Source organism: Cohnella sp. SGD-V74, from assembly GCF_003001675.1.
Classification (GTDB): Bacteria; Bacillota; Bacilli; order Paenibacillales; family Paenibacillaceae; genus Cohnella.
Map to the genome: position 1 here is coordinate 57,369 of NZ_PVYW01000008.1, position 14,426 is coordinate 71,794.

Below are 14,426 nucleotides of genomic sequence, written 5' to 3' on the forward strand. Positions count from 1 at the left end.
GCGGGTATGAACATTACGATAATCGGCACCGGCTACGTCGGACTCGTATCGGGGGCTTGCTACGCGGAGTTGGGCCATCAGGTCGTCTGCGTCGACAAGGACCCGGAGAAGATCGCCATTCTGAATTCCGGCGGCGTGCCGATCTACGAGCCAGGCCTCAAGGAGCTGGCCGCCAAAGGCCGGCTCGCGGGCAATCTCGTCTTCACGACCGACCTGGCCTCCGCGGTGCGCAGCTCCGACATTATTATGATCGCCGTCGGCACGCCGCCGTTGCCGAGCGGGGAAGCGAACCTCGCCTATATCGACCAGGCGGCGATCGAAATCGCGGAAGCGATGAACGGCTACAAAATCGTGGTCGTCAAAAGCACCGTCCCGGTCGGCACGAACGAGCGCCTGGCCAAGCTGATGCGGTCGCGCACAATCATGCGCTTCGACAGTATTTCGCTGCCGGAGTTTCTGCGCGAAGGCTCGGCGATTGAGGATACGCTTAAGCCCGACCGGATCATCGTCGGAGCGGAATGCGACAGCGCCGCCGACTTGATGATCCGGCTGCACGAGCCGCTGACCGAACAGATCGTCGTGACCGATATCCGCAGCGCGGAAATGATCAAATACGCGTCGAACGCGTTTCTCGCCACGAAAATTTCTTTCATCAACGAGATTGCCAACATCTGCGAGAAGGTCGGCGCGGACGTGACGAGAGTAGCGGAGGGCATGGGCTACGACAAGCGGATCGGGCCGTCGTTCCTGAAGGCGGGCATCGGCTACGGGGGCTCCTGTTTTCCGAAGGATACGCGCGCGCTGATCCAGATCGCCGGACACGTCGATTACGAGTTCAAGCTGCTCCGCTCCGTCGTGGAGGTCAATCAGGATCAGCGATTTAACGTCATTCGCAAGCTGGAGACGATCTTCGGCAGTGAGCTGCCGGGCAAGACGATCGGCGTGTGGGGGCTGGCGTTTAAGCCGAATACCGACGACGTGCGGGATTCCCCGGCACTGGAAATTATGCGGCATCTGGTCGATCGGGGCGTGAAGGCGAAAGCATACGATCCGATCGCGACGGCCAACTTTCGGGCGATGTTCGGAAAGGAGGGGGTTCAATGGTGTGATAAGGCGGAGGAAGCGGCGCAGGGAGCGGACGCTTTGATTGTGCTGACGGAATGGGACGAGTTTGCCGGCGTCGACTTGGCGCGGCTCCAGCGGGTGCTGAAGCAGCCCATTCTGATCGACGGGCGCAACCTGTTCAAGGAGGAGCACCTCGCCGGGACGGATTTCGCCTACTATTCCGTCGGCCGTCCCAGCTTGAGCAAGGGTGTGAAGGAACGAATGCCGGTTCTTCAATTTTAGTATGCGGCGCCCGGTGGCTGCGGCGCTCGGAAGAGGCTGTGCGTGGGGCGTTACTCGAAGAAATCGTGCATCGGCGCTCGAATGGGCGTGAAATGACGGGCGTTACTCGAAGAAATCGAGTATCGGCGCTCGAATGGGCGTGAAATGGAGGACGTTACTCGAAGAAATCGTGCATCGGCGCTCGAATGGGCGTGAAATGGCGGACGTTACTCGAAGAAATCGAGTATCGGCGCTCGAATGGGCGTGAAATGGCGGACGTTACTCGAAGAAATCGAGTAATGTCTCCCGGACATCGTCGGAAGAAGTGTGTTTCACTAATCATCCCAAGCAGAGGTGAAGGAAATGAAGCTTGGCAATAAGATCACGCTGTCGGCGCTTGCGGCTGCAATGGCTGTAACCTCGATAGGCGGGGGACCGCTCGGAGACAAAGGAGGGGAGGCCAGGATCGGTTGGCTGCAAACGGCGCATGCCGAGGAGTTGCCGGGAATAGATCCGCCAGGGACGGAACCGCCAGTGGTAGAACCGCCGGGTAACGAGCCGCCTGTAGTGGAACTTCCGGAGACAGAACCTCCAGTGGTAGAGCCGCCGGGGACGGAACCTCCGGTAGTAGAACCGCCAGTGATAGAACCACCGGAAACGGAGCCCCCGGTGATAGCACCGCCGGAAGCGGAGCTGCCGGAGATAGAGCCGCCGATTGTTGTGCCGCCGTATGACGATCAGGCGGAATGGGCAAGCTTGCTCGCTTCGGGCATTCTGGATCGCGTGAACGAGCTGTTCGCGGCGCTGGCTGCCGGCGATCCGGCGGACTTCCAGGATGTGCAAAATCTGCGCATCGAGCTCGCCGGACTGAGCGAGGTCGACTACGAGCCGTTGATCGCCCCGATCTGGAGCAAAATCAGCGGCAAGCTTCCCGAAGGGGTCGACGGCGAGGCGGCGAAAGCCAATCTGCTTAGATTTGCGAAAGCGATCGCCTCCGCCCGGTACGACCCCGAGCTGTCGGAATTCAAGGCCATCCGCAGAAATCCGGAATTCATCGCTCTGGTTCGGCTGATCGAATCGGCCGGCGGCGGGGTGAACGTGACGTTCAAGGATACGGTTGAGTTCGTGCTGGGAGACGGCGGCGCGCGCAAAGGCATCGAGGGCGCGCTCGTCGACATGCTCTCCGGTTTGTCGCCGGTGGAATTGGCGATGGTGCTGGCCAGTCAGGAAAAATTGACGGACGTCCTGATCCGGGCAACCGACAGCGTGCTCAGGGATACGGACAACTACAAAGTGAGCCAGTTGCTGAACAACCTTGGCATCACGGCGGGAGATATCGGGGCCGCCGTCCGGGGACTTCAGCTCAAGCTGCAGAAGGACGAGCCCGCCGTTCGCGCGCTGCTGATCGCTTATATTCGCACGGTCGCGGAAGCGAACGCGCAGATCAGCGAGGACGGCCGCGAGCATCGTTATGTTTTGACGGTACACGGAACGGAGATTCCGGCCTTCCTGCTTAGATGGGATAAGGCGTCGGGAGATCCGGAGGCAACCGTTACTCCTGAGGGCGTCGTTACGATTCCCGAAGGCGTCGAAAGCGCATCGGCGGTCATTCGAGCCAGTCTCGTTAACCCTCTTAACGGGGTAGCGAAAGTGGTTTTCGAACAGCAGATTACGCTGACGGCCAAAGAGACGGAAGGCGACCGCTTCCCGGTCGAAGCGTTCATCGCCCGAATGAGTCTCATTCGCGACGCGCTGCTTGCGGGAGATCCATCGGACGCGCGCGCCGTGCGCAACCTGCGCGACGAGCTCGCCGGTCTGAACGCAGCCGCTAACCAACGGCTAATCGATCCGCTCTGGCGGAGCATCGCGCCTCGTCTGCCGGCGGATGTCGATCAGGCTGCGCTGCGTCTTCAGCTCTTCGAAGCGGTGAGAGCCGTCGGCGCGATTCATTACGATGCCCAGGCTTCGGAGCTGCAAGCCGTACTCGCCGATCCGGAACATCGGGCGGCGCTGCAGACGCTCGCCGAGGCGGCGGGGATCAAGCGGCTGACGATGGACGATTACTTGATTTTCTGGTTCGGAGACGGAGAAAGCCGCGGAGGCGTCGAAGGAGAAATCCGCGCCATCGTGGCCGGAATGAGACCGTCGGAGCTGGGACGGCTGCTCGATAGTTCCGAAAGGCAGGCAGCGGTTCGCAATCAAGCAATCGCGGCGGTTCTGTCCAGAACCGAAGCCTATCCGTTAAGCACGGCGCTGTCCAATCTGGGCGTCCGGCCGGGAGATATCGGCTCCGTCATCGCCAACTTCCAGGGCAAGCTCCGCTACGATGAACTTGCCGCCACAGCGTGGAACGTTGCCACGATTCACGCCGAAGCTGTGCCAGTGGTGGAGGTTACGGCGAACGGTCGCCAGCATCAATACGGATTAACGTTCCTTGGCGTCGAGATTCCGTCCTCCGTCCTGAGATGGAGCAAGGTGTCCGGAAGCAGGGATGTCAGCGTGTCTTCCAACGGCAAAGTCACGATTCCGAAGAAGATCGCGGAGGCTACCGCGGTCATTCAAGCGGTATGGACCGATCGCAGCTTCCGCAGCGGGAAAGTTTTGTTCCGGCAGGAAGTGACGCTGGTGAACGAGGATTACGCGGAGTCCGTCGACGACATCGTCAAGGATTTGAAAGAGAAGCTGAACGACGCAGGCAGAAGGCTTGAAGCCGCGACGGGCGACGAGGAGAAGGTTCAGCTTCTGGTGGAAGTGATCCAGCTTAACAAGGATACCGTCACCCGCATTCAGGATGCGGAGGCTCCGAAACGGGAGAAGGACAAAGCGATCGCAGAAACGAAGAAGCTGACGCTGCGGATGACGACCCGCATCATTCAAAGTTTGTTGGACTTGTAAGCTAGGGCGTGTATGCAAACCCGCTCAGGGGCATCTATCACCGCCTTTTCGCCCCCTGCTGCGTCACTTTTGCTTGACGTACCCCCGGTACGCCTTCACAAAAGTTCCTTGCATGGAACGAAAATTCGGCAACATCTGCTATCCTCGGAGTATGCATACACGCCCTAGCACAGAGGCTGTCCCATTACGGGACAGCCCCTGTTTTCGGAATAGGGGAGGGATGGAAAAATGGGCAAGAAACGCGTGCGACGAAGAAGAAGGCGCGAATTTCCGAAGCCGGACGCCGCAATCGTCACGTTATCCTCGCTGGTAGTTCTTCTTCTGATTTTATGGGGCGGGCTGCATATGCGGGAAGCTTCCCAGAGCAAGCTTGCGGCAGCCGCCGCTGCTGAGGGGCAGGGAGAACCGGAATCGCAGACGGCGTGGCAGGAAGCTCTCGAATCGTCGTCGGAGCAGGAGAATGTCGAATCGCTGCCGCCGGAGACGGATGATACGTATCCGGCCGAGACGGAGAACTCGCATTTGCCCGAGGGCGACGAGCAGGCCTCAGCGCCGGACTCCAAGGGCGGCTCCGACGAGCAGCTTGGCCGAGACGAGACTGCGAAGGCGGGACGGGAGAGCGGCGCCAAGTCGAATCAAGAGACGGCTGCGAAGCCGGGAACGCCCGGCCGATCCGCAACCGGTTCCGACAAAGCCGGAATTCCGACCGAACCCGCATCGGGCAGCGCCAAAGCTTCCGATTCCTCAGAGCGCGCGCCTGCCGAATCCGAACCGCCGGCCTCGGCCTCCGCGCAGTCGCCCTCAGACGCATCCGAGTCCGCCGCCCGTCCAGATACGAAGGAGACGAACGTCGCAGGGACGAAGGAATCCGCGCAGCCCAATGAAGCTCCGACGATTCCGGCGGAAAGCGGCAAGCGCGATTACGATCAAGAAATCAAGACGATCCAAGCACAGTGCACGAGGGACATGAAAGCGGCATTAAGCGAGGCGGAATCCGGCTTGCAGCAAGTGGATAAGAGGGATCCTTTCGCGATTCAGGCGTGGCAGTCGAGCCTGACGAAAAATATGGCGGCCGCGGAATCCGATTGCGACGGTCAGTTCAACGAACTGATCCAAGACGCGGAGAACGATTCCGTATCGCCGGAAGCCATTGAAGAGTGGAGGAAATCTTTTAACGCCGCCAAAGAAGAGCTTAAGGCGGAGTCGAACGCCAAGGCGGCGCAATTACTCGGAGGGTGAATCGGTTTTGTTCGCCAGGGCGCGGTCGCGAAGCATTCGTTCGAGCAGGCTGCGAATGAGATCGAGATCGCTTTTCTCCAGTGGAACTCCGTCCCAATGAAGCTGTTCTACATTTAAATACTCTTTCGCGTTGTGGTTGAGCTCCGCAGGCGGGTCCGGATAATCGGTAAGGCCCAGGAGATAATCCGCGGACGTGCGCAGCACTCTCGACATCGTCTGTATGGATTCGATGGTGGGCTGCCGGTATCCGGATTCGTATCCCGCGTAAGTGCTCTTGGCGACTCCGACGCAATCGGCCACTTCCTGCATGGTCATTTTTCTCTTTTTCCGCAATTGCTTCAGTCGCTTCGGAAACATGCCCAGCCCCCCTTCCCAAGTCCCCGTTTCTTGTCGTATAGCGAAGGTTCACAAAGGACTTCGTTGTACTCTTCTCGGTTGCACCCATAATTATAGCATGTTTACCATATGCTTTCATCCGCTAGATTCCCTCCGGATCGAGGCGCCCGCGGCAGGCCGGCAGGCCGTCTGCCCGATTCGTATCCCTCATGCCTCTCGTTAACGGTTCCCGCAAGTTCCACCAATGCCCCCGATATGATAGTATGAAAACAAAAAGAAGCCCTCAGAGGGTGAAGTTACGATTGAGAGGTCGACCCATGCTGCCCAGATATTCAACCGTCAGACAATTCGGATCGGACGAGATCGTCATCAAGAAGTCCCGTTTCATCGGTTATGCCAAGCCGGCGGAGACCGAAGAGGAAGCGGTCGCTTTCATAGAAGAAATCAAGAAGAAGCACTGGGACGCCACGCACAATTGCTCGGCCTACCTGATCGGCGAGCGCGACCAGTTCCAGAAGGCGCTGGACGACGGAGAGCCGAGCGGAACGGCGGGCAAGCCGATTCTGGAAGTGATCAAAAACCGCGGCATGAAAAACGTCGTCGTCGTTGTGACCCGCTATTTCGGAGGCATTATGCTGGGAGCGGGCGGTTTGGTGAGGGCGTATACGGACGGGGCCGTCGTCGGCATCGACGCGGCGGACCCGATCGTCAAAGTGCTGCATCGGGAAGTCGTCGTCGACGTAGACTATACTTGGTACGGCAAGCTGGAGAACGAGCTGAGGGGCCGCGGCTTCAGGGTGGGCGAAGTTTCCTTTACGGATCGCGTAACGGTGCCTTGTTACCCCGAAGCCGGAGAGGCGGCGGAACGTTTTCAAGCCTGGATGACGGACCTGACGCAGGGGCAAGCCGTGATCGAAGCCGGGGAAGAACTGTACTTCGTCGAAGGGGAGTAGCTTCGCTACCCTTCGATCGTCTTCACGTAGAAGGTACGCTGGCGCGGTCCGTCGAATTCGCAGAAGTAGATGCCCTGCCAGCGTCCGAGCAGCAGATTTCCTCCTGTCACGATCACGGTCTGAGACGTTCCGGTCGTGATTGCTTTCAGATGGGAGGCCGTATTTCCTTCTGCATGGCGGTACTTCGGATGCTCCCACGGATACACCTCGTCGAGGCGCATCAGCACCTCCCGCTTGACGTCGGGATCGGCGTTCTCGTTAATGGCGATGCCGGCCGTCGTATGGGGGCAGTAGATATGAACGATTCCTTCCGCAATGCCGGCTCTAGCGACGGCTGAGGCCACCTGTCTCGTAATATCGATCATCTCGTCGCGCCGCGAAGTGGACAACGTTTCTTTGATCAACATAAACAATCCTCCCTTTTCCTCCAATTATACCATCCCAACAATGCAGTCCGGCAGCCGCTCTCTCACTTATAAGCGATTCGAATAGAAGGCATCAGATATTCTAATGAAATGGGCGATCATAACTGCGAATTTCGATTGACGGGAGAAGCCGTTATCTGGTAAAGTATCAATACCTACTAATTTAATAGGAATTATCTTATATACAGCTCTCAAAAGCTCGGGAGGTACACGTCAACGTGAGTTCCATGCTGCAGGGTCGCTGGTGGAGCTGGGGATTTCGCAGCACCGTCATGCTTTATTTCATTGTGCTCATTATTTTTCCGATTATCGGGATTTACGGGCAGTCTTTCTCGTCGGGATGGGCGGCGTTCGCCGATAACATTACGGAACCGCTCGCTTGGAAAGCCGTGCTGCTCACGGTCAAGCTGGCGCTGATCGCCACCGTCATCAACATGTTCATCGGAACGATGTCGGCGTGGGTGCTTATCCGCTACCGGTTTCCGGGACGCCGGCTCCTGAACAGCCTGGTGGATCTGCCCTTCGCTTTGCCGACGGCGGTGGCGGGATTGATGATCCTGCTGCTGCTCGGTCCTCGCAGCTCTGTCGGAGGACTGGCCGAGAAGCTTGGCTTTACGATTCTGTTCCATCAGCCGGCCATCGTGATCGCGATGGTATTCGTCACCTTCCCGTTCGTCATTCGCGCGGTTCAGCCTCTGCTCGAAGAGATGGACTCTTCGGAGGAGGAAGCGGCGTACACGCTCGGGGCGACGAAGGCGGCAACGTTCTGGAAGGTTATTCTTCCAAGCATGCTTCCCGGCATTCTGAGCGGAGCGATGCTGGCGTTCTCCAGAGGGCTTGCGGAGTTCGGGGCCGTCGTGCTCGTCGCCGGGAACATTCCGGGCAAGACGCTTATCGCTTCGGTATATATTTTCGGCGAGATCGAGAGCGACAACGCGATCGGGGCAACTGCGGTCAGCGTGCTGCTGCTGACGTTCTCCTTCCTGATTCTGTGGACGGTTAATTACGTCCAGATGAGGAGGAAGAACGGATGAGAAGGCTGTGGATCGGATTAACCGTCGCCGTGTTCAGCGTGCTGCTCATCATTCCCGTCATCCGGATCGCCATGGGCGCTTTCGACGAGGGCTGGGGCGGGTTCGCCAGAGGATTGGCCAGACCCGAGACGCTGCACGCGCTGTACATGACCGGACTGATCGTCGTCATCGTCACGATCGTCAATACGCTGTTCGGCGTTATGCTCTCCTTGTATCTGGTTCGGGCCACATGGCTTGGCAATAAAGTCAAACAATTGCTCAACAGCATTGTCGATCTGCCTTTCGCGGTGTCGCCGGTTATCGGCGGTTTGATGATCGTGCTGCTGCTCGGTCCCGAGACGGCGCTGGGCGCGCTGTTCAACAAGGCCGGGATCGACATCGTCTACGCCCTCCCCGGGATGATCATCGCGACGTTGTTCGTGACGTTCCCGCTTGTCGTGCGCGAAGTGATGCCGGTGCTGCAGGAAATCGGCAGCGCGCAGGAGGAAGCGGCGGCGACGCTCGGAGCAAGCGCCTGGACGACGTTCTGGCGCGTCACTTGGCCGTCGATCCGCTGGTGCGTCGTCTACGGCGTCGTGCTGACGGTCGCCAGAGCCATGGGAGAATTCGGAGCCGTGCTCGTCGTGTCGGGGAACATTCTGTTCAAGACGCAGACGGCGACCACGCTCGTGTATCAGGATGTCGAGAACTTTAATCTTACCGCGGCGAACTCCATCGCCTTGGTGCTGGCGGCAGGCTCCGTCACGCTGCTTCTGCTGATGGAATGGGCCAAATCGAGAAGGGAAGTGCATTAAGATGCATATCGAGGTTCGCGGATTAAACAAAAAATTCGGCGATTTCCAAGCGGTGGCGGATGTTGACTTCGAGATCGAGAAGGGCCAATTGATCGGTCTGCTCGGACCCAGCGGCGGCGGCAAAACTTCGATTCTGCGCATGCTCGCCGGTCTGGAGACGGTAGACGACGGCGATATTGTGTTCCATGGCAAGCGGGTGAACGACCTTCCTCCCCAAGAGAGAGGAATCGGCTTCGTCTTCCAGAACTATGCGCTGTTCAAGCATATGACGGTGGCGGAAAACATCGCGTTCGGCCTGGAAGTGAAAAAGTGGTCGAAACAGAAGATCAAGGAACGGGTGGCCGAGCTTGTCGACCTGACCGGACTGTCGGGCTTCGAGAAGCGTTATCCGCACCAGCTGTCCGGAGGCCAGCGTCAGCGCGTCGCTTTCGCCAGAGCGCTCGCTCCCGAGCCGCAGTTGCTGCTGCTCGACGAGCCGTTCGCCGCGATCGACGCGAAGATTCGCCACGAGCTGCGGTCCTGGCTGCGCGAGATGATCGATCGTCTCGGCATTACGTCGATCTTCGTCACGCACGATCAGGATGAAGCGATCGAAGTGGCGGATCAAATTATGATCATTAACAAAGGGCGCCTGGAGCAGAAGGGCACGCCTTGGGAAATCTATAAAAATCCGGAGTCCCCGTTCGTGGCGAGCTTTATCGGCGAGTCGACGATCATCGAAGACGTCTCGGCGCTGCGCGGCTTCGGCGGTTCGGGCGAGCTGCCCGGCACGAAGGCGCTCATCCGTCCGGAATACGTCGAGATCGGCAAGGAGCACGATTTCGAGCTGTTGTCGGCGACGGAGACGGGACGCGTTCGCCACATCCATTTCCGCGGAAGCGAATGGCTGGTGGAGGTCCAGATCGGAGCGGCGAAGCTCGTTACTTACCGTTCCTTGGAGAAAGAGATTTTGCAGCCGGGCGACGAGGTCCGGGTGCTGATTCACCGGGCTTATCTGTTCAACGATACGAACAGCTGGGTCATGGAGAACAAATTGAAAGAAGATCCTATGCCGGTTCACATTTAAGGCCGGACGGATGACGGATGGGAGCCTACGAAGGCACCGGGAGGTCGCGATGAAGAGGGAAAACCGTACGCGCGCAATCGGGCGTACCGCTTTGTATGGCGCACTTATTTTATCTATGCTGGCGTTTGTCCTGTCGGCTTGCGGAGCCGGTCGCGAAGAGCCGGGTTCTTCGAACGTTCCCGACGGAACGGGAGACGTCACGCTCGTGCTCGGCGCTTATTCGGTCGCGAAGGACGCGCTTCAGGAGATTATCCCGGCTTTCAAAGCCCATTGGAAGGAAACTACGGGACAGACAGTCGCTTTCCAGGAGTCGTACGAAGCTTCGGGCACGCAGACCCGTTCGATCATCGGAGGCTTCGATGCGGACGTGACGCTGCTCGCGCTCGAAGGGGACGTCGATAAGCTGGTGAGCGCCGGACTCGTGTCTCCGGAGTGGAAGAGCGATTCCACGAAGGGAATGATTACGCGCTCGATCGTCGTGCTCGGCACGAGGGCGGGCAATCCGCTCGGCATTCGGGATTTCGACGATTTGACGAAGCCGGGTGTGAAGGTGCTGTATCCGAATCCGAAAACGTCCGGAGGCGCTCAGTGGGACATCAACGCGATCTACGGGGCGGGACTCAAGAAGGCGGAACTGGAGACGGGGACGAAGGACGCGGCGGCAGCCAAGCAATTCCTGGTGGACGTTCACCGCAATATCGAATCGATGGACAAGAGCGGGCGAGCCTCGATGGCCGCCTTCGAATACGGGGTCGGAGACGTTATCATTACCTATGAGAACGAGCTGTTGGCACGGATCGCCAAAGGCGTGGAGTACGATATCGTCGTGCCGCCGAGCACGATTCTGATCGAGAATCCCGCCGCAGTCGTCGACCGCAATGCCGATCGCCACGGAGTGAGGAAAGTCGCCGACGCTTTCATCGAATTCCTCTATTCGGACGAAGCCCAGAAGCTGTTCGCCAAGCACGGCTTCAGGCCTGTGAACGAGGCGCTGGCCGCACAGATGGAGGACCGCTATCCGCAGCCGCCGGAGCTGTTCACGATCGATTACCTGGGCGGATGGGGCGAAGTCAGGAACACGCTGTACTCCAAGCGGGGGATCTGGTATCAGGTACTGGCCGGACAATGAGCGGACGGGTTGGTAAAAAACAGTTTTAGCGGGAAGGCTATACACCGTTGGGCTGTTTTTTTTGTTATAATTGTAGATTAGAACAGGAATTGCGCAGCCAATAGGGAGGACTATCATTTGCAGAAACCAACCACCATACGCACTATGCTCATGATTCTTTATTTTCAGCTCGTCATGCTGATATTAGGCATCGGGTCCACGGTTGTGAATTGGGATCAAGTGGATACGTCAAATCAGAACGCTCTGTCCTTTATGATTCAATACTACGGAATTACCCTTCTCACAGTTATCGGGATGATCTTCATGGTCAACAGAAAAAGAATGATTGTCACTCTGTTGCTTACCATGCTGCTGCTGTTGTCCTCCGTCCTCAGCTTCTTGCTGGGCAATCCTACGCAGATTCTGCTGACATTTGTCATTATTGTCTTGTTCCTGCTCAGGTCTACCCGGCAATATTTCCGCGGAACTTACGTGGCTCCGCCTTCGGCCAGGAACCGTACAACCGCCGCTGCGGCGCCGACCGATGGAGAAGAAGTCGAGAAAGCCGCATTGGCCGAGCCCGATGAAGCTCCCGCCGAGCCTCTCGTCAAGCTGAAGAAGGAACCGGAAGTGCATGTTCGCGAAGCGACTCCGGAGGATGCGGATACGGTATACTCCTTGATGAGGATGGCGTTCGAAGAATACCGCACGGCGATTCCGCCTTCAAGCGCCCTTGACGAAACGGAAGAATCGGTGCTGGAGGCGCTGCGCAGCGGCAGCGAATCGGCGGCGATCCTGTACGAGGAAGATACGGCTGTGGCGATGGTACGCTACAAGTATGACGGCGACGCCATCTATTTCTTCCGCCTGTCGGTAGCTCCTCATCGCCGCAGAAGAGGATACGCAAGGCAGTTGGTGAAATGGATCGAGACGCACGGCATCGCCAAAGGCAAGAAGATCAGCCGCTGCAAGGTGCGCCAATCGGTGCAGAACAATCTTGTGCTTTATCAAAATATGGGCTACGAGGTCGTCGACCAAGAGCTTGTCGTTCGCCCTGCGGGCACGGTTAAGGCATTTACGTTGGAGAAGAAGCTTTGGGAATAGAAGAAAGAGAATAGCGGGCTCGCCGGTCTTCGGACCGTGCGGGCTTTTGTTCCTATTCCTAACTTTGGAGGGCATATGCGGAATGTCGGGATATTCGCTCACGTCGACGCGGGTAAAACGACGACGACGGAGCAGATGCTGTATCGGAGCGGACGAATTCGCTCCTTGGGCAGCGTAGACGACGGGACGGCGCAGACGGATTGGCTGGAAGTCGAACGGACGAGAGGGATCTCAGTTCGTTCCGCCGTTACGAGATTCGAATGGAAGGGCGTTCGGATCAACTTGGTAGATACGCCCGGGCACGTCGACTTCCTGTCCGAGGTGGAGAGGTCGTTGCGGGTCATGGACGGGGCCGTTCTGATCGTATCGTCCGTAGAAGGCGTGCAGGCTCAGACAGAGGTTATCTGGCAGGCGCTTCGGGATTTGGGGATTCCTACGCTGCTGTATATGAACAAGCTGGATCGCACAGGAGCGGAACCCGAGCGTGTGCTGGGAGAGATTCACCGGCTGCTGTCCGCGAACGCGGTTCCGGTGCAGAGCTGCGGCGATGTCGAGGGAGCCTTCTCCGGACCGATCGAGCTGCTGCAAGTCGGAGAAGAGGCCAGAGCTGCTTGGTCGGAGCAGGCGCGCGCTGACCGAGAAAGATTGGCGGAGAAGATCGCGGAGCGGGACGATGCGCTGCTGGAAAGGTATTTCGAGCGGGGAAGCCTGGACGATTCCGAGCTGATTCCGGCGTTGCAGGACGGGGTTCGGCGCTGCGAGCTGTTTCCCGTCCTGTACGGGGCATCCAATCGCGGCATTGGCGTTGACGCGCTTATGGACGCGATCGTCGGACTGCTGCCCCCTCCGGAGGGCAATGAAGAGAAGCCGTTGTCCGGCGTCGTGTTTAAGCTGGACAAGGACCCGACGATGGGAAGGCTCGCCTACGTTCGCTTGTACGGGGGCGTCCTGCGCAACCGGGATACGGTACGCAATCATTCTTTGAATATCGAAGAGAAAGTGACGCAGATTCGCAAAATGGACGGGCAGCGCAGCGAGGACGTCGGTATTCTGAAGGCCGGGGATATTGCCGTTGTCTGCGGATGGAGCCGGGTGAGAATCGGCGATATTATCGGCGTGAGCGAAGGCGTGCCGGGGGTGCGGCGGTTGGCCGAACCTCTGCTAACCGTGCAGGCGCATTGGCGCAGCGAAGCGGAGTATCCCGCCGTCGTTGCCGCGTTGCAGGAACTGGCAGACGAAGATCCGTACCTCGACGTGCAGTGGCTGCAGGAAGACCGCGAGCTTCACCTGCGCGTCATGGGGCCGATTCAGGTTGAAGTGCTGGGGCAGATGCTGTTAAGCCGGTACGGGCTTGAAGTTAATTTCGGAGAGCCTTCGGTCATCTACAAGGAGACGCCGGCGCAGAAGGGAGAAGGCTTCGTCGCGTATACGATGCCGAAACCATGCTGGGCGATTCTCCGCTTCGTCATCGAGCCGGGAGAGCGGGGAAGCGGACTGGAGTACCGGTCGATCGTCCGTCCGGAGAGGCTGCTGGACAGCTATCAGAACGAGGTGGCCAGACGCGTGCCGGAGGCGCTTGAGCAAGGCTTGAAAGGCTGGCCGGTTACCGATTTGAAGGTGACGCTGATCGAGGGAGAGCACCATGTCTGGCATACGCATCCGCTCGACTTCGTCGTGGCGACGCCGATGGGCATAATGGACGGACTGGTGAATACGGGGACGATTCTGCTGGAGCCGATGCTGCGCTTCCGGCTGTCGACGCCGGAGGAGTTCGGCGGCAAGCTGATGAGCGAGCTGTCCGTCATGCGCGGGGAGTTCGACATGCCGGTCGTTCGCCAAGGCCGCATGGAGCTGGAAGGGAGGCTTCCTGTCGCCACTTCTCTGGATTTTCCGGCCCGTCTGGGGTCGATGACCAAAGGAAGAGGGACGCTGACGACCTACTTCGACGGCTATCAGGAATGTCCTCGCGACGTGAACGCGGAGAGGAGTAGACGCGGCGTTAATCCGCTTGACACGTCCAAGTATATTTTGGCGACCCGCAACGCTCTGTCGATCGGGTGATTCGGGCGACTAAGAGAAAAAGGCTGTTCCGAGCAGCAAGGCCGTAAAGATTGACGGCTTCGCTGCTCGGAACAGCCTTTTCGTT

Annotated in this window: 12 protein-coding genes; 10 read left to right on the forward strand and 2 right to left on the reverse strand. The window is 58.6% G+C overall.

The features are described from left to right. Nucleotides 1-6 precede the first annotated feature (6 nt). The 3 genes from B0G52_RS13865 (at nucleotide 7) to B0G52_RS13875 (ending at nucleotide 5,460) form a co-directional block, all read left to right on the forward strand. Nucleotides 7-1,347 carry a UDP-glucose dehydrogenase family protein gene (locus B0G52_RS13865; protein WP_094045223.1) on the forward strand — a complete coding sequence of 447 codons (1,341 nt, stop codon included), beginning with the start codon at nucleotides 7-9 and terminating at the stop codon, nucleotides 1,345-1,347. Nucleotides 1,348-1,995: 648 nt separating this feature from the next. Beyond that, nucleotides 1,996-4,221 (forward strand): hypothetical protein, encoded by a 2,226-nt coding sequence (locus B0G52_RS13870; RefSeq protein ID WP_094045225.1) that lies wholly within the window; start codon nucleotides 1,996-1,998, stop codon nucleotides 4,219-4,221. A gap of 228 nt (nucleotides 4,222-4,449) precedes the next feature. Then, nucleotides 4,450-5,460, forward strand: a complete 1,011-nt coding sequence (locus tag B0G52_RS13875; RefSeq protein WP_094045227.1) for a prolipoprotein diacylglyceryl transferase — start codon at nucleotides 4,450-4,452, stop codon at nucleotides 5,458-5,460. Here the strand turns inward: B0G52_RS13875 and B0G52_RS13880 are convergent. Next, entirely contained in the window at nucleotides 5,446-5,817 is a 372-nt protein-coding gene (locus tag B0G52_RS13880; RefSeq protein ID WP_094045229.1) for a helix-turn-helix domain-containing protein, read from the reverse strand. The two genes, B0G52_RS13875 and B0G52_RS13880, sit on opposite strands and share 15 nt — an antisense overlap. 296 nt (nucleotides 5,818-6,113) lie before the next feature. On the opposite strand from B0G52_RS13880, the gene B0G52_RS13885 reads away from it, so the two are divergent. Continuing rightward, complete coding sequence (locus B0G52_RS13885) at nucleotides 6,114-6,749, forward strand: YigZ family protein (RefSeq protein ID WP_094045231.1); 636 nt, start codon at nucleotides 6,114-6,116, stop codon at nucleotides 6,747-6,749. Between the two features lie 5 nt (nucleotides 6,750-6,754). On the opposite strand, the gene B0G52_RS13890 is transcribed toward B0G52_RS13885, so the two are convergent. Further along, nucleotides 6,755-7,156: a secondary thiamine-phosphate synthase enzyme YjbQ gene (locus B0G52_RS13890; protein WP_094045233.1), complete on the reverse strand. Its 402-nt coding sequence runs from the start codon at nucleotides 7,154-7,156 to the stop codon at nucleotides 6,755-6,757. Nucleotides 7,157-7,401: 245 nt separating this feature from the next. Between B0G52_RS13890 and cysT the strand changes: the two genes are divergently transcribed. The 6 genes from cysT (at nucleotide 7,402) to B0G52_RS13920 (ending at nucleotide 14,341) form a co-directional block, all read left to right on the forward strand. Beyond that, nucleotides 7,402-8,208, forward strand: coding sequence for a sulfate ABC transporter permease subunit CysT (gene cysT, locus B0G52_RS13895; protein ID WP_369827059.1), 807 nt, complete (start codon nucleotides 7,402-7,404; stop codon nucleotides 8,206-8,208). Beyond that, nucleotides 8,205-9,002 (forward strand): sulfate ABC transporter permease subunit, encoded by a 798-nt coding sequence (locus B0G52_RS13900; RefSeq protein ID WP_094045237.1) that lies wholly within the window; start codon nucleotides 8,205-8,207, stop codon nucleotides 9,000-9,002. The genes cysT and B0G52_RS13900 overlap by 4 nt, the downstream gene beginning before the upstream one ends. A gap of 1 nt (nucleotide 9,003) precedes the next feature. Next, nucleotides 9,004-10,068 (forward strand): sulfate/molybdate ABC transporter ATP-binding protein, encoded by a 1,065-nt coding sequence (locus tag B0G52_RS13905; protein WP_094045239.1) that lies wholly within the window; start codon nucleotides 9,004-9,006, stop codon nucleotides 10,066-10,068. Between the two features lie 49 nt (nucleotides 10,069-10,117). After that, nucleotides 10,118-11,197 (forward strand): sulfate ABC transporter substrate-binding protein, encoded by a 1,080-nt coding sequence (locus B0G52_RS13910; protein ID WP_198960647.1) that lies wholly within the window; start codon nucleotides 10,118-10,120, stop codon nucleotides 11,195-11,197. A 117-nt stretch (nucleotides 11,198-11,314) separates the two neighbouring features. After that, nucleotides 11,315-12,280, forward strand: coding sequence for a GNAT family N-acetyltransferase (locus B0G52_RS13915; protein ID WP_143762561.1), 966 nt, complete (start codon nucleotides 11,315-11,317; stop codon nucleotides 12,278-12,280). 75 nt (nucleotides 12,281-12,355) lie between these two features. Beyond that, on the forward strand, nucleotides 12,356-14,341 hold the full coding sequence (locus tag B0G52_RS13920) for a GTP-binding protein (RefSeq protein WP_094045244.1): 1,986 nt from the start codon (nucleotides 12,356-12,358) through the stop codon (nucleotides 14,339-14,341). The last annotated feature ends 85 nt before the right edge of the window (nucleotides 14,342-14,426 follow it).

Coding starts and splice junctions, on each gene's coding strand:
- B0G52_RS13880 (WP_094045229.1), bottom strand. CDS start 5,817: ATGTTTCCGAAGCGACTGAAGCAATTGCGGAAAAAGAGAAAAATGACC.
- cysT (WP_369827059.1), top strand. CDS start 7,402: ATGCTGCAGGGTCGCTGGTGGAGCTGGGGATTTCGCAGCACCGTCATG.
- B0G52_RS13890 (WP_094045233.1), bottom strand. CDS start 7,156: ATGTTGATCAAAGAAACGTTGTCCACTTCGCGGCGCGACGAGATGATC.
- B0G52_RS13865 (WP_094045223.1), top strand. CDS start 7: ATGAACATTACGATAATCGGCACCGGCTACGTCGGACTCGTATCGGGG.
- B0G52_RS13875 (WP_094045227.1), top strand. CDS start 4,450: ATGGGCAAGAAACGCGTGCGACGAAGAAGAAGGCGCGAATTTCCGAAG.
- B0G52_RS13885 (WP_094045231.1), top strand. CDS start 6,114: ATGCTGCCCAGATATTCAACCGTCAGACAATTCGGATCGGACGAGATC.
- B0G52_RS13900 (WP_094045237.1), top strand. CDS start 8,205: ATGAGAAGGCTGTGGATCGGATTAACCGTCGCCGTGTTCAGCGTGCTG.
- B0G52_RS13920 (WP_094045244.1), top strand. CDS start 12,356: ATGCGGAATGTCGGGATATTCGCTCACGTCGACGCGGGTAAAACGACG.
- B0G52_RS13910 (WP_198960647.1), top strand. CDS start 10,118: ATGAAGAGGGAAAACCGTACGCGCGCAATCGGGCGTACCGCTTTGTAT.
- B0G52_RS13905 (WP_094045239.1), top strand. CDS start 9,004: ATGCATATCGAGGTTCGCGGATTAAACAAAAAATTCGGCGATTTCCAA.